The sequence below is a fragment of the Paenibacillus sp. RC67 genome, assembly GCF_030020805.1.
Classification (GTDB): domain Bacteria; phylum Bacillota; class Bacilli; order Paenibacillales; family NBRC-103111; genus Paenibacillus_S.
This window is the reverse complement of the sequence record NZ_CP125098.1, coordinates 5,504,002-5,521,176: the sequence shown is the minus strand read 5'-3', so window position 1 is coordinate 5,521,176 and position 17,175 is coordinate 5,504,002. Positions and strand designations below refer to the sequence as shown.

The window sequence follows — 17,175 nt, the reverse complement described above, 5'->3', positions numbered from 1 at the left end:
ACCTGTCAATCGGTTATTGTAAAAAATGGGTTTGCTGCTTCAGCTCGGTGTTGTCTAATGCCATAACATGTATTATCATCAGACAAGTAAGGCTAATCATTCGGAACCATAAGCAGGAAAGAGGAGGAAAAGAAGTTGAGAATCGATGCGCACCAGCATTACTGGAAGCTGGACCGTGGGGACTATGGCTGGCTAACACCGGAGTCGACCGTGTTGTATAAGGACTATTTGCCTGAGCAATTGAATGCTCATTTGAAAGCGAATGGGATAAACAAGACGGTGGTTGTACAGGCGGCACCTACTTTAGCAGAGACGGAGTTCATGCTCAGCTTGGCAGAGAATAACGATACGATTGCAGGCGTCGTTGGCTGGCTAGATCTGGAGGACGAGAGCTTCAAAGAGCATTATGCGAGACTGAAGCAAAATCCGTATTTCAAAGGGATTCGCATCATGCTGCAGGATATCGATATGGAATATGCATTCCGACCTGCGGTTTTGGAAGCGCTGCGCTTTTTCGAACAGGAGCAGTTTCCCATTGATCTACTGATCAAAACACACCAGCTGGAGGAAACGGCAAAGCTGTTAAAGCTGCTGCCTAATTTACGCGGGGTTATCGATCATATCGCAAAGCCTATCATTTCTGAGCAGCAGTTGGAGCCATGGAAAACACATATGGCACAGATTGCCGCGGACAATCCTAATATTTATTGCAAGCTATCCGGGATGGTAACGGAAGCCGACCACCTGAATTGGCAGAAAGAGCACTTCATTCCTTATGTTCATCATGTGGTTTCTCAATTCGGTCCTCAGCGCGTTATGTACGGAAGCGATTGGCCCGTCTGCTTGCTTGCGGCTGAATACGATGAGGTCTACAAGCTTTTGGAGCTTACACTTCCAGAATCATTAAACGTATCGGACCTAAAGGATGTATTTGGCCTTAATGCCTCCCGATTTTATCGGTTGTAAGTTGGATCTTGATACAACAATAAACCGCTTCACTCCGTAAAGCCGGATGTAGAAGCGGTTTTTAGCATTGTATGGGGAAATAGAAGGATCTGACAGCGTTTTCAACAAGGGTTAGCTCTCGGCTCCTCATTTGGTCTTTTGCGATTTTAAGATTGCTTGCTAGTGCTTTCGTTGTAAGAAACTAACAAGGATTCCAAGCTTTCTGCCAAAAGAATATAATTCTGTAAGTCCGCATCAGAAGCTTTACTAAAGATGACTTTGGCTTCGTTCAATATATGATTACGCAATGACTGCACTTTCTCCTTACCTATCTCCGTAAGCTGGACGTAAATAATGCGTCGGTCCTCGACGGAACGAATTCGTTCTACAATATCCTGGCGTTCAAGCTTGTCGACAAGACTGGTTGCTGCACCTAATGTGATGCACAAGTAGTCAGCAATATCGTTCATTTTCATCGAGTGGTGCTCAAGTTGAAAAATAACGGATAACGTTGAATTGTTTAGGTTGGGATCTGTATTCATGGCTTGTAGAGAGCGCTTTAATTGACGGCTCACACAAAGAAGCTTACTCAACAATACGGTAGTGTCTTGTTCTTTGCTCATCTAACCTGTCTCCTATCTTATTGACATCTAGTATTATTTTACTACATTACGACAGAAATTAATATGTAAGTTGTCGATTTAAAGGAATTGGTTTCTAAATGAGTCGATTGGCTCTCTTGTTAGGATTGTATATAATAACAATAAAGAACACGGATAGAAATTTTGTTGGGGGATAAGTTATGAAATCTGGGCTGTTGGTAATAGATGTGGGCAATACGAATACGAAAATAGCGGTTTACCGCGACAACCGGATGGATCATTTCTGGAGGATTACGACACAAAGAGAAATGACAGAGGAAGAATTGTGGATCATTTGGAATCAGCTGTTCATACAGAGCGGCTTTGCTTATGAGGAAATAAGCGGAATCATTATCAGCTCTGTTGTGCCGCCTCTTATGACAGCTTTAAGGGAGGTGTGCCGCAACAAACTCGGAATTACACCGCTCGAACTTGGCCCTGGTATTAAAACGGGGTTGAAAATTATGACAGATCATCCAGCGCAGGTGGGAGCAGATCGAATCGCAAGCGCTATTGCAGCTATACATCTTTACGGAGCTCCTGTGATTATTATCGGATTAGGTACAGCGACAACGATCAGTGTCGTCAACGAGCATAACGAATTTATAGGCGGTGCTATCCTGCCCGGAGGTGTCATCTCTGCTGAAGCGATGTATGAGAGAACCGCGCAATTACCTACCGTTAATATAACAAGCCCGCAAAGGCATCTCACTCACGATACGGCTTCAAGCATGACCTACGGGATTGTGAATGGAATAGCCGGGCAAGTAGATGGTATTGTGACCAGGATCATCGAAGAAATGGGTCTGCCGTTTACAGTGGTAGCATCGGGCGGATTATCGGAATTGATATCTCCGGAATCAAAAACCATTCAGCACACGCATCCCGATCTTGTACTGGAAGGGTTAAAGATTACATGGGAGCTTAATCGATCATAACTATATTTCAATATATATCAAAAAGAAAGGTCCAACGCATCTTGCGAAGCGATGGACTTTTTGTCGTTTACGGTAAATGCACTGTTTTGATGTGATCCATATGCAGGAAAAGGGTCTCTCCTCCAGCTGCGACCAGCTCGATCAAGTTGTTTTGCAAAGATTTGAGTTGACCAATTTTATTGGGGTTCTCTCCAATATCGAGGACAACGAATTGACCTTCTAATTTTTTTAACTGTTGATCAAATGTTCTCGCCAACGTTATGGTCGATGGACTTAACGGAAATTTTTCCTGCGTTAGAGAGTATGGGGTTACATTCGGGTCATAAGGGATAATATATTTCATATGTTGCATAGGAATATATACTATGTGATATACCGGTGAGTAGAAAACAAAATAGTCGTTCATTATGCTTGTCACATATCCATGCAGCGATTGATTGCCACTGGTATATATTTCGGTAAAAACTCCCTTTGCATTCATCAAGATTTTGCGAAATGAAATATCCTTTTGATCTTCAAACGGCAGATCGGTCGGGACGGTTATAAAGGCGTCTTCCTTACTTTCATCGCACAGCGTCAATTGCTGTAAGTGCAGAAGTGGAACATACAGAAACTGTTGACCATTGTAGAGCACCAAGATGTCACCGCCGAGATTGATGAGTTTTCCACGGATTGGTGTTTTTTTTCCTGATACGAACAGTTCTACCTGTTTATCGAGCAATGCGTTCAAGATGGTCATAAAGCACCTCCTATTCTTAAAAAGTGGGAGATCAGGCTTAACCCAATCGGAGTGCCGGAAAGAAAACAACCAGCACTCCCGAAAGATGATTTTATGATTGGGTTGTTATTCATAAAGACGGCGTTAAATGCGGATGCGGTAACCCTTACTATCCGGTAAGAATGCCATTTTAGAAAAATAACCGTCATAAGAAAGACGGTTTAATTTGCTTCAGATGAATCAAGCAAGTGAATTCTAAGACTTGGATCATAGGCTAGTACCCTATTAGCGTCTATTGTTGTTGGATTTTTGTTTGCCGCTGGAGTTTTTATTGCTGTTGTTATTGTTTTTATTGCCACTTTTATTGTTATTGTTGTTGTTTTTATTGCCACTTTTATTGTTGTTATTGTTGTTGCCGCTTTTATTGTTATTAGTGTTGTTATTGTTATTATTATTGTTGTTTTTATTGCCGTTGCTTTTGTTTGCAGAGACGCTGATTGTTTTAATATGGAAAATAGGAACACGGATTAGCTCTCTGTTAACGACCACGAGGACGAAATCTTGAGTGACTTCAGCTATGAAACCTTCAATTTTTTCAGGACCTCCACGGTTGATCTGAACGAATTTGTGGCGCAAGCTTTGCAGTAGTTGATTGATTGTGTTGGCTTGGATGACATTAGTAGTACCGAGCGATCTGCCGCTTTTATTTCCGCCGGAACTCATTTGTGTAATACTTTTAATATGGGATCGATTCACATAGACCATACCGTCTGTTGTTCTTATTACAATAAATTGATTTTGGCTTGAAACCATGGTACCTGCCATGGAATCCGGACCACCGCGATTCACTTTTACTTGTGTGCCTAAAAGGTTGGACATCATATTGCCTGTCGACGTTTGAGTGTAAGTGGGTCTAAGACTTCCACTGGTGTTCTGGCCGCTCGGCATCATATTGGATGCCATTTGATGAAAATAACTCATTATACATTCCCCTCTCGATAAGTTGTCCCTGTTATTTTTTAATTGCTTGACTCTTCTTTGCTTCTTTTTCAACTCTACCTCACTCTGTTTGACTACCTTGCATTTTCACTCTACCTACACGCTGCCTGCTAGTGAATTAATTCATAGGCAGCGACCTCCTTTCATTAATCATGATAGGGAATTCATAGTTTATATATATGTATCCGGCAAGCGATGGTACTAGTTGAGAATCTATATTGCTAGAAGTTCCACATCTATCTATTAGAGATTGCAAGAAGGTAATAGGAAGGGTGATCGTATATTTTTTGTCTGACAAACTATTGTCTAGTTCACTTCATGAGCTGTTCTCATAGACTGAAATATCTTAATAGAGGAGGTATTTTCATATGCCGGGTTCAGGAGGAAATGGCAACGGAAGAAGCAGTGGCAACAACAGTAATGGAGGCAGAGATAACCGCAGTGGAGGTAGCAGAGACAGCCGTGACGTTAGAAGTACGGGCAATCAAACCGGTAGAAGCGTGGGCAACCAAACTGCTGAAAACAAGGGCAATCGCAGTGGAGGAAGCAGAGGTAACCACAACGGTAGAAGCGTGGGCAACCAAACTGCTGAAAACAAGGGCAATCGCAGTGGAGGTAGCAGAGACAGCCGTGACGTTAGAAGTACGGGCAATCAAACCGGTAGAAGCGTGGGCAACCAAACTGCTGAAAAAAAGGGCAATCGCAGTGGAGGAAGTAGAGGTAACCACAACGGTAGGAGCGTGGGCAACCAAACTGCTGAAAACAAGGGCAATAGCAGTCAAGGAAGTAGAGGTAACCGCAACAGTGGAAGCATGGGAAACCAAACTGCTGAAAACAAGGGCAATCGCAGTGGTAGGAGCATGGGAAACCGCAGTAACAACACCACCAACACTAACAACAACCGCAGTAACCGTAATAACAGCAGAGGCAATCCATTCGGCTGCTAGTATCGAAGCAGCATTTATTTGCATGGGAACAAGTGCCGTGACAGCTATGCTTACAGCCGCATAAGGTGAATTACCTAGAAAAGTCTATCAATCATTTGATAGGCTTTTTGCTTTCTACAGAAAGGCGGAATCGTTCCATGGAACTTTCTACTCGGTCAATTGTGATTGGGGATGAAGAGCGTTCAACTCTGCAGAAAAACGTATGGAGTGATAAATTCGTCAGTGCCCATATGCTTATTAAGGGAAAAAAAGAGCCCATTCTCCTACGCTATAGGGGAGGTCATACGCGCGATTATCCTAAAAAATCGTTCGAGGTTGTGCGTAACGGCAAAACGTATCATTATAATGCCGAATTCGACGATCCTTCCATGATTCGCAACGCGTTGTCTTTTCAATTCTTTCAATGGATCGGGGTACCTAGTCCAAGGACGAACCACTGCTTGCTCAAGCTGAACGGGCAAAGCCTGGGAGTGTATTTGGAGATAGAAGGAGTCGATCGAATTTTCTTCCGCCGAAGAAATATTTCTGTTAAATCTTTGTTCTATGCGGTTAATGATAATGCAGATCTAACTTTGGTGAATCCCGAGACGCAGCGCAAAAAATCGTCCCTATTCAAGGGCTATGAACAAATCATGGGGACGGAATCAGACCGTCAACAGTGGAAATCGTTCATAATGAATCTGAACACGCTTAAGGGCGCAAATTTAGGTCGATACTTGAAAGAACGGGTTGACATTGATAATTATCTCCGATGGCTGGCGGGGGCCGTCTGTACAGGAAATTACGACGGTTTTGACCAAAACTATGCAGTATACCGACATAAGAAAACAATGAAGTATCGCATGATCCCTTGGGATTACGAAGGAACATGGGGCCGTAACTGTTACGGTAAAAAATGCGGGAGCGATCTTGTTCGTGTCGAAGGTTATAATCAGCTTACCAAGAAACTGCTATCCTTCAAAAGCATCCGCAATCGGTATAAAGTTTTGTTGCGCTCCATTGTTAATCAACATTTGACGGTAAAGAAGATCGATCCTATCGTGCAGAGAATGTACGAAAGCATTGCTCCCCACATCTACGAGGATTCCATGCGCAAATGGTCATTATCGGTCTTTGATGGAGAGCCTCAGATGATTCAAAGCTATATTAAAGAACGGCGTAAAATTATTCTCGATTCGCTTAAAAAGCTGTGAAAATCGAGAAGTTCAAGCAACCTTTCCCAAAAGCTATAAATTTTTCGACAAAGTTTGTCGAAATGATGCAAATAAGTTGACGTAGCGCCTATTTCAAAGGCATAATGGATTAAAATCGAATTAAGGGAATGGATAAACGAATGGGCATTGAGCAGCTTCTTGAGAAGGCGTCCGGCTATGTAAAAGAAAATGATCTGAAGCGTATAAGAGAAGCCTACGAGTTCGCTGAACAGGCTCATTCGGGCCAGGTTCGCAAATCAGGGGAGCCTTATATCCTGCATCCGTTGGCCGTTGCGGAAATTTTGGTCAACATGCAGATGGATACAACTTCGATTATCGCCGCACTGCTTCACGATGTGGTTGAGGATACGACCGTTTCTCTTGAAACCGTAAACGAAAAATTCGGTAAAACCTGCGCTATGCTGGTGGACGGTCTGACCAAGCTCGAAAAAATTAAATTTAAAACCAAAGAAGAGCAGCAAAACGAAAATTATCGTAAAATGTTCGTGGCGATGGCACAGGATATCCGCGTCATTTTGATTAAATTGGCCGATCGCCTACATAATATGCGCACGCTTAAGCATCAATCGGAAGAAGCTCAGCGTCGGATAGCGGATGAAACGCTGGAGATCTTTTGTCCGATTGCTCACCGTCTCGGGATTTCCGCAATCAAGTGGGAGATGGAGGATATTGCACTCCGTTATTTGAACCCTCAGCAATATTATCGTATTGTGAACTTGATGCAGAAAAAACGAACGGAACGAGAGAAATATATCGAGGACGTTATTTCAACGGTCAATGAGAAGCTGTCTGAAATGGGAATTGACAGTGATATTTCCGGTCGTCCCAAGCATATTTACAGCATTTATAAAAAGATGACGGCCCGTAACAAGCAGTTTAATGAAATCTATGACCTGCTTGCGCTCCGAATCATTGTTGACAATATTAAGGATTGCTATGCAACGTTAGGCATTATTCATACGCTTTGGAAGCCAATGCCCGGGCGATTCAAGGATTATATTGCTATGCCTAAGCCCAATATGTATCAATCGCTCCATACGACAGTTATCGGACCGAAGGGTGAACCGCTTGAGGTGCAGATTCGTACGTTCGAAATGCATAAGACGTCTGAGTACGGGATTGCAGCGCATTGGGCGTACAAAGAAGGCAGCATGGTTCCCTCTGGGAGCTTTGAGGACAAGATGAATTGGTTCCGGGAGATTCTGGAGCTCCAACAGGATGCTCAGGATGCATCCGAATTCGTCGAGTCTTTGAAAATGGACTTTTTCTCTGATCTCGTATTCGTATTTACTCCTAAAGGAGAAGTCATCGAGCTGCCAGCAGGATCGGTACCGCTAGATTTTGCCTATCGGATTCATACGGAGGTCGGTAATCGGACCATCGGCGCAAAGGTAAACGGACGTATCGTACCGCTTGATTTTCGCCTGCAGACTGGGGACATCGTAGAAATTTTAACGTCCAAGCATTCTTACGGTCCTAGTCAGGATTGGATCAAGCTGGCGCAGTCTTCTCATGCACGCACGAAAATTCGTCAATGGTTTAAGAAGGAGAAACGGGAAGAAAACGTCGAGAAGGGCAAGGATTCGATTGAACGTGAGCTGAAACGTCTTGGGATTGATCCCCCGACCTTGATGAAGGACGATGACCTGATGGAGGTCGCAAAGAAATTCAACTTCAATGAGATTGAAGATATGTATTCTGCGGTCGGCTTTAACGGCATCACGGCGGCCCAGATCGTAACTCGATTGACGGAGAAGCTTCGCAGGCAGCAGGAGGAGGCTCGTCAGCAAGCGATGCAGCTTACTGAGGAAGTCAAGGAACTCAAGGCAGCTCCTTCATCAGAGCGGAAAGGCCGGCCTACGCATGGCGTACGTGTTAAAGGAGTGGACAACCTTCTGGTCCGTTTCGCGCGCTGCTGTAACCCGGTTCCTGGGGATCAAATTGTCGGATATATTACGCGCGGCAGAGGAGTATCCATCCATCGGCTCGATTGCACCAATATCCCTATTGCAGACGGCGGAGAGGAAGGCAACCGTGTCATAGAAGTGGAATGGGCGGATTCCATTGAAGCCAATTATAATGTAGAGATTGAAATTACAGGCCATGACCGCTTCGGTTTCCTGAATGAGGTGCTTCAAGCGGTATCTGAGAGCAAGACAGTGATTTCGGCCGTATCAGGACGTACGGACAAAAATCGAATGGCGATCATTCACATGACCATTTTGATACGCAATATCGAACATCTCCACGCAGTCGTGGAGAAAATTAAGCGAGTCAGGGATGTGTATTCCGTGCAGAGGATTATGCAATCCTAAGCGCCTTGAGTCTGCACCATCAACAGGAATTGAGGTTGTATTCAAAATGAGAGTTGTTGTTCAACGAAGCAAGCAAGCTCAAGTAACGGTCAATGGCGCCACTGTTGGTGCCATTGACCATGGGCTTGTGCTTTTAGTAGGGATAACCCATGAAGATACGGAGCAGGACGCTAAATTTGCTGCCGATAAAATTGCTGGTCTTCGTATCTTTGAAGACGAATCCGGTAAAATGAATCATTCGGTTATAGATGTTGGGGGACAGATCCTGTCCGTATCCCAGTTCACTCTTTATGGTGATTGTCGCAAGGGCAAGCGTCCGAATTTTATGGCAGCCGCCCGTCCGGAACAGGCCAAGCCGCTCTACGACCGGTTTAACGAGCTGCTCCGTGAGCTAGGCTTGACTGTAGAAACCGGAACGTTCGGAGCGATGATGGACGTATCCCTAATTAATGATGGTCCTGTCACTTTAATTATAGAAAGCAAGTAGTTAACTTTTTGCGTATTTTATTGATTCCATGGCTAAGAAAAGATGCGGCAAATAAGCATATCTCGTGGTTAGGTTTACTCCTGTTTGGACAAAATAAGAGTATACTCATACAAGGAGATAACATTCGCATGCACCAATCCGGCAAAGAAAAAGCAGTCGTTCAACCGGAGCAGCAGCTGCTCTTTTGCAGTATGGATGAATCATTGGGGATGGTCGCCGTTGCGCTGTCCGATAACGAATTGTCCGCAGGATATTCTTCCGTGAGCGAGCAATTAAAAAGACAGACTCGTCAAACATTCCGATAAAATCGAGAGGCCCCTGGGAGAACGATAAATCCTTGGGGTCTATTTCTTTTCGTTGAAGCAAACGTTGTGGTACACTATGTCTAGTTTTGTTTTTTTAGGCAGCAAACCTTGTAAATTGGAATTTTTCAGGGAGAAATGAAACATTCTGAGCGGTTACACCGTATATAGAGTTTGGGGAATTGTTCCTTTTTGCTCTTAAGCAAAGCTATAAAATACGTCAACGAGGTGTGTAATGGGGAAAGCAGGTTATTCGACCGGCAATGCAAAGGGCTGGCTGCTGGCAGTCATAGCTCTTGTGTTGGTGGCAGCCGTTGGAGCGGCAGCTTATTGGTATGCAGTGAAGAAAGAAGGCTCGACGGGCGTTAAACCCGCATCAAAAGCATTGATGGAAGTGAAGTCTAGCAAGGACATTAAAAGTAGCTATGATGTTATCGTCGTAGGTACGGACCCGGAAGGCGTCGCAGCAGCAGTATCCGCAGCCCGCAATGGAATGAAAACCTTGCTGGTTGACGGGAAGGATCGTACGATCTTGGGCGGGCTCATGACCGAAGGCTGGTTGAACAGCATCGACATGAACTATGACCCTACCAAAAGCATGCTTGGAAAGCATGATATCATGAACAAGGGTATTTTCAGCGAATGGTACGGCAAGATTGAAGGGGATTCCTTCGATATTACAACCGCAGCCAACGCATTCTATTCTATGGTATTGAAAGAGAAAAATATCGATTTGCTCATGAAAGCCAAATCTATTGAACCGTCGGTAGCAAAAACGACTGACAAAACAACGGTAACAGGCATTACAGTTACCAAGGCCGATGGTACTAAGCAATCCATTCAGGCTAAATCGGTGATTGATGCAACTCAGGATGGTGACATCGGGGATCTGGCCGGCGTTCCATTCACACACGGAAGAGAAGACTTGGCCGATGTGAAGAGTCGAATGGCTGTCACAGCGGTGTTCAGACTCACGAATATTACTCCTGAGCGCTGGAAGCAATTCGGCAAAACGATTCTCGCTGAGGATAAAGGCCAGCAAAAATATGGCATCAATGAAATGAGCCTATGGGGCTTTGATAAGATGCAGGATTACCCTGCTGTAAACAAGGAACGCGTGAGAATGCGCGGTTTGAACGGCGGACGCCAGAATGACAATACGATGCTGGTCAATGCGCTGCAAATTTTCGGCGTAGATCCGTTTGATCCGAAATCCAAGCAGGAAGCGCAGCAAATTGCGAAGGACGAGCTTCCAAACGTGCTTGCGTATTTGAAGAAAAGCTACCCGGATTTTGAAGGGGTAGAGCTCGATGGAATTGCTCCTGAGCTCTATGTGCGTGAATCTCGCCATATGGTCGGCGAATACAGATTGTCCATCATTGATTTACTGGAAAACCGCGATCAATGGGATCGCATTGCTTTCGGCGGTTATCCTGTTGATATTCAACGGACAAGCCCTACCGACAACGGAGCCGTTGTTATCGATCCGGACAAATATGCCGTTCCGTTCCGCAGTATCGTTCCCCAAAAGGTTGACGGTCTTCTGGTTGTCGGCAGAGCGGCAAGCTACGACACACTTCCGCACGGCAGCGCACGGGTCATCCCAGTAGGGATGGCCGAAGGAGAAGCGGCCGGAGCAGCAGCTAAGATCGCCATCGAGCAGAATATGACGTTCCGTCAAATGTCTGCTTCCAAAGAAACGATCGCGGTGCTTCAGGATACGTTGAATAAGCAGGGCATGGATTTGAAGCCTTACACAATCAAGCCGGCTCCTTTCATGGAGAACAAATCGTATGAGGGTCTGAAGACGGCTATCAGCTTAGGATTAGCTACAGGCGGTTACAAGAACGAATTCAGCCTTGACAGCACATCGAATCAACAGCGTATGATCAATATGTTGAACGGGATACGCAAGTTTAAGCCTACGGTATTGACAGGAAACCCGGCCGCGGTCATTCCGAACGAGAAGGAACCGCAAAAACAGCCGTTGTCCTTAGATATTGCCGCTGGCATGATCGCTTCTCTGCTGAAGCTGGATAGCTCCCAAGGAGATGCACTCAGTGTGCTGCAATCCAAGGGATATGTGACCAAGCAGACGATTGACGGCATTAGCAAGAAGCAGGAATTGACCAATGGAGACACTTATATGTTGATCCATGACGCATATAAACAGCTGAACGCGGCAAAATAATGACAGCTAAAGCGGAATTACACTGAATTTACATGGTTTTTGCTTGACTTTGCCAAATTTCAATATTACAATTATTCAAAGACTGAAGATCATGATCCGTTGAAGGGACAAAGTACTTCGAGCGCAGCATAACCAGAGAGGGAAGCCTAGGCTGCAAGCTTCCTTATGCAAACCGAACGAAAAGACCTCCCGGAGGACACACAGGGAACCATCGGCTGTACAGCCGAGGTAGTAGCTGTAGTGCGTAACGCGGGCGTTAACCGCTTAAGAGTGAATTTGCATTGTTCTGTTTTATAGGCGGAGCAAGATCTGCAGGTTCAAATCGTGGGTGGTACCGCGGGATGATTTGGATTACGAATCTCTCGTCCCTGACATAGACGTCAGGGGCGGGAGATTTTTTGGTTTTTATTGACCCGTAACCGAAGTTGTGAAATCGAATCTATGGGGATGAATTTCTAGAAAGGAGTGGCGTTATAGTGAGCATTCAAAAACCAAAAGGAACTCAGGATTTGCTTCCTGGAGAAGTAGAGAAATGGCAGTATATCGAAGCGAAAGCCAGAGAGCTGTGCCAGCGATTTAATTACCGCGAAATCCGCACTCCGATCTTTGAGCATACCGAGCTGTTTCAACGTGGAGTCGGAGAGACGACAGATATTGTCGAGAAGGAGATGTACACCTTCTTGGACAAAGGAGATCGGAGCATCTCGTTACGGCCTGAAGGGACTGCCGGTGTTGTAAGGGCTTATGTAGAAAATAAGCTGTACGGAGAACCAGACGTAAGCAAGCTGTATTATATTGGGCCGATGTTCCGGTATGAGCAGCCTCAGGCAGGGAGATACCGCCAACTGCACCAATTCGGTATTGAGGCATTCGGATCCGTTGATCCAAGTATCGATGCGGAGGTCATCGCTTTAGGCTACACCTTTTACAGCGAAGTAGGTATCAAGGATGTAACTGTTGAAATTAACTCCGTCGGTAATCCTGCTGTCCGTGCTGCTTACCGGGATACGATTCAGCAATTTTTTGCACCGGTTAAGGATAAGCTGTGCAAAGACTGTCAATCTCGTTATGATCGCAATCCGATGCGGATTCTTGATTGTAAAATCGATCAAAAGTATTGCGAAGGAGCTCCAACTATTCTGGAGCATTTGGATGAGGAGTGCAGCGTCCATTTCCAAGCGGTGCAGAAATATTTGACGGAGATGAACATTCCGTTCCGTATTAACCCTCGTCTTGTCCGCGGCTTGGATTACTACACGCATACCGCGTTCGAATATAAGGCTGCTGGTATCGGTGCTATCGATACTATCGGCGGCGGCGGACGATACAACGGGCTTGTAGGTCAAATCGGCGGCAACGACCAGCCGGGCGTCGGTCTCGGACTTGGCTTGGAACGCACCTTGCTTATTCTGCAAGCACAGGGAGTCGAAATTCCTACAACCAAGCCATTGGATGTGTACTTGATCGGCCTTGGAGAAGCAGCTGAACAAGAGATTCCACGTTTGCTGCATCAGCTGCGCCTGGAAGGCTTAAAGGCTGAGAAAGATTACTTGGGCCGCAAAATCAAGGCCCAAATGAAATCCGCTGACCGTTATCAAGCACATCATGTAGCTATTCTTGGCGATGATGAGCTGTCACGCGGGGAAATTACAGTGAAGACGATGGCAACCGGCGAACAGCAAACGATGAAGCTGGACTCCTTCGCTGCAGAAATGCGCAAGCTTAGAGAACAATAATCAACTAATTAATACTCATATATGGAGGTAGATGAATCATGATGTTGAAAACACACCATTGTGGATCTTTAACGAAAGCAAACGTCGGAGAAACCGTCGTATTAAACGGCTGGGTGCAGCGTAGACGTGACCTTGGGGGCGTATTGTTTATCGACTTGCGTGACCGCAGCGGTCTTGTGCAAATCGTATTTAACCCGGACTTCTCGGGTGAGGCACTGAATATTGCAGATCGTGCCCGTAATGAGTTCGTTCTTGCCGTTACTGGTAAAGTCGTAGAACGCGACGCCGCAACGGTGAACGCAAACCTGGCAACAGGTGAGATCGAAATTCAAGTGACTGAAATTGAAATTATGAACCCTGCTAAAAACCCTCCGTTCTTTATCGAAGACGGAATCGAAATCGACGAATCCTTGCGTTTGAAATACCGTTACCTGGATTTGCGTCGTCCGGAAATGCAGCGTACCTTAATGCTTCGCTCCAAAGCAGCCAAAGTGTTCCGTGATTTCTTGGACGATACCGGCTTCCTGGAAGTAGAAACACCTATTTTGACTAAGAGCACACCGGAAGGCGCGCGCGATTATCTGGTACCGAGTCGTGTGCATCCAGGCGAATTTTTCGCTTTGCCGCAATCGCCGCAAATTTTCAAACAATTATTGATGGTCAGCGGCTTGGAACGTTACTACCAAATCGCTCGCTGCTTCCGTGACGAAGACCTTCGTGCAGACCGTCAACCGGAATTTACGCAAGTGGACATCGAGACTTCCTTCTTGTCGCAGGATCAATTGCTCACTATGATGGAAGAACTGGTTGTACGCTTAATGAGCCAAACGGCTAACGTGGAGATTGAGCGTCCGTTCCAACGCATCAGCTATGCGGATGCAATGGGCAAATACGGTTCTGACAAGCCGGATCTTCGTTTCGGTCTGGAGCTTCAGGACGTATCGGATATCGTGTCTACTTCCGGTGTGAAAGTATTCGCATCCGTTGTAGAAAAAGGCGGCCAAGTGAAAGCATTGAACGCTAAAGGCTGCGGCAGCTGGAGTCGTAAGGAAATCGACGATCTGGGTACGTTCGCATCCCGTTACGGAGCGAAAGGCTTGGCTTGGGTTGTACTGAAAGACGGAGAAATGAAAGGACCGATCGTGAAGTTCTTCTCTGAAGAGGAGCTTGCTGCATTGAAAGAGCGTCTCGGAGCCGAAGAAGGCGACTTGCTGCTGTTCTCTGCAGACACGAAAAAAGTGGTTGCCGATGTGTTGGGTAACCTTCGTTTGAAAATCGGACGCGATCTTGGATTGATCGACGAGAGCAAGTTCAAGTTCGCATGGGTTGTTGACTTCCCGCTTCTGAGCTATGATGACGAGGCTAAACGCTATGTAGCAGAACACCATCCGTTCACACGTCCGAAGGAAGAAGATGTGCATTATTTCAACACCGATCCGGGCCAAATCCGCGCTCAAGCTTATGACCTTGTACTGAACGGTTATGAAGTAGGCGGCGGCTCCATGCGGATTTACAAACGCGAAGTTCAAGAGCAAATGTTCCAAGCACTCGGCTTCTCCAAAGAAGAAGCTCAAGAGAAGTTCGGCTTCTTGCTTGAAGCGTTCGAATATGGTACGCCTCCACATGGCGGTATTGCTTTTGGTTTCGACCGTCTGGTAATGCTGATCGCAGGCCGTACGAACCTTCGTGAAACGATTGCATTCCCGAAAACTGCTAGCGCAACGGACCTGTTGACCGATGCACCGGGAACGGTAGATGACAAACAGCTGGAGCAATTGTCCATCCGTGTGGCATTGAAGCAGCCAGCTTCCAAGTAAATAGATACACAGAGAAGATGCCGGGCATGTCCGGCTCTTCGCGTGTTCATGATCATGTACTATATAAGGAGGGCGGCCCTTATGCTGCACCAGTTTTCTAGAACAGAGCTTGCCATCGGCCCGGAAGGGCTTGACATTATGCGCAACAGCTGCGTAGCCGTCCTCGGCATCGGCGGCGTCGGCTCCATTGCGGCTGAAGCACTGGCACGCACAGGCGTAGGCAAACTCATCCTGATCGATAAAGACGTTGTCGATATTACGAATATTAATCGGCAGGTTCATGCGCTATTATCAACAGTGGGTCAGCCCAAGTCCGATTTGATGAGAGACCGCATCCTTCAGATCAATCCGGAATGCGATGTCGTGTCCTTGAGGATGTTCTATACGGAAGAAACGTATGAACAGCTGTTTGAGTATCCTCTCGATTATGTTATCGATGCCTCGGATACGATCAGTTACAAGATTCATTTGATCAAGCAATGCTTGCAGCGCAAAATACCGATCATTTCGAGTATGGGCGCCGCTAATAAAATGGACCCGACAAAGTTTCAGGTGGCCGACATTTCCAAAACGTCGATGGATCCTTTAGCTAGAGTCATCCGTCACAAGCTGCGGAAAGACGGCATTAAAAAAGGCGTTAAGGTCGTGTTCTCCACAGAAGAGCCGATCAAGCCACGGGAAGACGTTACTCAACGCATCGTTCCTGAAAACGCGCCAGAAATCCGTAAGGCACAGCAGCCTCCGGCGAGCAATGCGTTCGTTCCTCCGGTTGCCGGTCTTATTGCGGTCAGTGTCGTCGTACAAGATTTATTGGCGAAGGGCAATGCCAAAGACTAGTCCTCTCTACACGCGAAAAGCATGGTATGCGAGCAGCTGCTCGACATACCATGTTTTTTTGTAATGGAGCTAAACCCCTTTATCTGAAATGACTAGTAGGCAGACTCAATATGTTTGCGTTTTCAATTAGACCCGGAAAACATTTATCGACGAGATTAGGAAGAACGTAATCATTTTTACGATATTCTTGTGGAGTCATTCCCGCTCTTTGACGGAACAGCGTATGGAAAAACTTCATGTCATGATAACCGACGGCGCCCGCGATTTGCTGTACAGTCATTGAAGTGGTTTTCAGCAGCTCGCAGCACTTTTGAACTCTTAAATGCTGAACATAGGAAGTGAAGGAAGTACCTGTCGCTTGTTTAATGAGTCTCTGCAAATGACTGACACTCAAAAAAGCATGCTCGGCAACCTGCTTCAAATTAATATCATCATGAAAATGCAGCTTAATAAATTGCAGCGCATCCTGAACCTTCAGATTCATGGACTCGGGTGCAGTTTGAGACAATGTGTCCCTATGGAGCATGGCTAGAATTTGCGTTAGTAGAGATTGTACTATAACTTCGTAGCCAGGAAGCTTCAAGCGATATTCTGACAGAAGATTGTGAAATAGCTCACCGTATTTACTGTCTTTATCATAGTGATGAAACCAGGGGCACCTCATATTTTCGGCGTGAAATAACGAGTTATGCAGTTCGGAGCCTACTGGGGGGAAAGGTGCCCCCTGGAGCAGTTCAGGTCGAAACACACAGTTAAGAATGGACAAAGTTCTGACTTTATCCGGTGAAGGAGGCCGATACACATGAGAAGTACCCATGGGCAGCAGGTAAATGTCTCCGCGTTTGACCGGGACTACGGTATTATTAATGAATTGGTACCCTATCCCTTCGGTAACATAGCTGATTTCAATGGCGTCATGCGTATGCTGAGGGATACTGAACGCTTCAAATGCTCGATTGACGAAAATATTCATACCCGGACGAAATCGCTCTTCCGCTCTGAATACCTCTGAAGTCATTGGATTCATAATCCACCCCCGGTAACATTTTACAATCCTCAAGTTGATTATAAGCTTCAGTTCATGATGT

The 17,175-nt window shown here is 45.8% G+C and carries 16 protein-coding genes; 12 read left to right on the top strand and 4 right to left on the bottom strand.

What is annotated here, in order from left to right:
• The first annotated feature begins 135 nt into the window (after positions 1 to 135).
• Positions 136 to 966: an amidohydrolase family protein gene (locus QMA13_RS25110; protein ID WP_282936452.1), complete on the top strand. Its 831-nt coding sequence runs from the start codon at positions 136 to 138 to the stop codon at positions 964 to 966.
• Between the two features lie 146 nt (positions 967 to 1,112).
• Here QMA13_RS25110 and QMA13_RS25105 read toward each other — a convergent pair whose 3' ends face one another.
• Positions 1,113 to 1,568, bottom strand: a complete 456-nt coding sequence (locus QMA13_RS25105; protein ID WP_282936451.1) for a MarR family winged helix-turn-helix transcriptional regulator — start codon at positions 1,566 to 1,568, stop codon at positions 1,113 to 1,115.
• A 179-nt stretch (positions 1,569 to 1,747) separates the two neighbouring features.
• Between QMA13_RS25105 and QMA13_RS25100 the strand changes: the two genes are divergently transcribed.
• A complete protein-coding gene (locus tag QMA13_RS25100) occupies positions 1,748 to 2,524 on the top strand; it encodes a type III pantothenate kinase (RefSeq protein ID WP_282936450.1) in 777 nt (258 codons plus the stop codon).
• 67 nt (positions 2,525 to 2,591) lie between these two features.
• On the opposite strand, the gene QMA13_RS25095 is transcribed toward QMA13_RS25100, so the two are convergent.
• Positions 2,592 to 3,263, bottom strand: coding sequence for a DUF2642 domain-containing protein (locus QMA13_RS25095; RefSeq protein ID WP_282936449.1), 672 nt, complete (start codon positions 3,261 to 3,263; stop codon positions 2,592 to 2,594).
• A 264-nt stretch (positions 3,264 to 3,527) separates the two neighbouring features.
• Positions 3,528 to 4,223 (bottom strand): hypothetical protein, encoded by a 696-nt coding sequence (locus QMA13_RS25090; RefSeq protein WP_282936448.1) that lies wholly within the window; start codon positions 4,221 to 4,223, stop codon positions 3,528 to 3,530.
• A gap of 405 nt (positions 4,224 to 4,628) precedes the next feature.
• Between QMA13_RS25090 and QMA13_RS25085 the strand changes: the two genes are divergently transcribed.
• The 10 genes from QMA13_RS25085 (at position 4,629) to QMA13_RS25040 (ending at position 16,087) form a co-directional block, all read left to right on the top strand.
• On the top strand, positions 4,629 to 5,252 hold the full coding sequence (locus tag QMA13_RS25085; RefSeq protein ID WP_282936447.1) for a hypothetical protein: 624 nt from the start codon (positions 4,629 to 4,631) through the stop codon (positions 5,250 to 5,252).
• A 73-nt stretch (positions 5,253 to 5,325) separates the two neighbouring features.
• Positions 5,326 to 6,381: a CotH kinase family protein gene (locus tag QMA13_RS25080; RefSeq protein ID WP_282936446.1), complete on the top strand. Its 1,056-nt coding sequence runs from the start codon at positions 5,326 to 5,328 to the stop codon at positions 6,379 to 6,381.
• Between the two features lie 140 nt (positions 6,382 to 6,521).
• Positions 6,522 to 8,717: a RelA/SpoT family protein gene (locus QMA13_RS25075; RefSeq protein ID WP_282943539.1), complete on the top strand. Its 2,196-nt coding sequence runs from the start codon at positions 6,522 to 6,524 to the stop codon at positions 8,715 to 8,717.
• 46 nt (positions 8,718 to 8,763) lie between these two features.
• Positions 8,764 to 9,204, top strand: a complete 441-nt coding sequence (gene dtd, locus QMA13_RS25070) for a D-aminoacyl-tRNA deacylase (protein WP_282936445.1) — start codon at positions 8,764 to 8,766, stop codon at positions 9,202 to 9,204.
• A 128-nt stretch (positions 9,205 to 9,332) separates the two neighbouring features.
• A complete protein-coding gene (locus tag QMA13_RS25065) occupies positions 9,333 to 9,509 on the top strand; it encodes a hypothetical protein (protein WP_282936444.1) in 177 nt (58 codons plus the stop codon).
• Positions 9,510 to 9,741: 232 nt separating this feature from the next.
• Positions 9,742 to 11,697 (top strand): FAD-dependent oxidoreductase, encoded by a 1,956-nt coding sequence (locus tag QMA13_RS25060; protein WP_282936443.1) that lies wholly within the window; start codon positions 9,742 to 9,744, stop codon positions 11,695 to 11,697.
• Between the two features lie 165 nt (positions 11,698 to 11,862).
• Positions 11,863 to 11,994: a hypothetical protein gene (locus QMA13_RS25055; RefSeq protein WP_282936442.1), complete on the top strand. Its 132-nt coding sequence runs from the start codon at positions 11,863 to 11,865 to the stop codon at positions 11,992 to 11,994.
• Positions 11,995 to 12,173: 179 nt separating this feature from the next.
• Positions 12,174 to 13,433 carry a histidine--tRNA ligase gene (gene hisS, locus QMA13_RS25050; protein ID WP_282936441.1) on the top strand — a complete coding sequence of 420 codons (1,260 nt, stop codon included), beginning with the start codon at positions 12,174 to 12,176 and terminating at the stop codon, positions 13,431 to 13,433.
• Between the two features lie 41 nt (positions 13,434 to 13,474).
• The gene (gene aspS, locus QMA13_RS25045) at positions 13,475 to 15,250 is read left to right on the top strand and encodes an aspartate--tRNA ligase (RefSeq protein ID WP_282943537.1); all 1,776 of its coding nucleotides are present in this window, start codon (positions 13,475 to 13,477) and stop codon (positions 15,248 to 15,250) included.
• An 81-nt stretch (positions 15,251 to 15,331) separates the two neighbouring features.
• Positions 15,332 to 16,087 (top strand): tRNA threonylcarbamoyladenosine dehydratase, encoded by a 756-nt coding sequence (locus QMA13_RS25040; protein WP_282936440.1) that lies wholly within the window; start codon positions 15,332 to 15,334, stop codon positions 16,085 to 16,087.
• A gap of 79 nt (positions 16,088 to 16,166) precedes the next feature.
• On the opposite strand, the gene QMA13_RS25035 is transcribed toward QMA13_RS25040, so the two are convergent.
• Positions 16,167 to 17,114, bottom strand: coding sequence for an AraC family transcriptional regulator (locus tag QMA13_RS25035; protein WP_282936439.1), 948 nt, complete (start codon positions 17,112 to 17,114; stop codon positions 16,167 to 16,169).
• Positions 17,115 to 17,175: the final 61 nt, after the last annotated feature.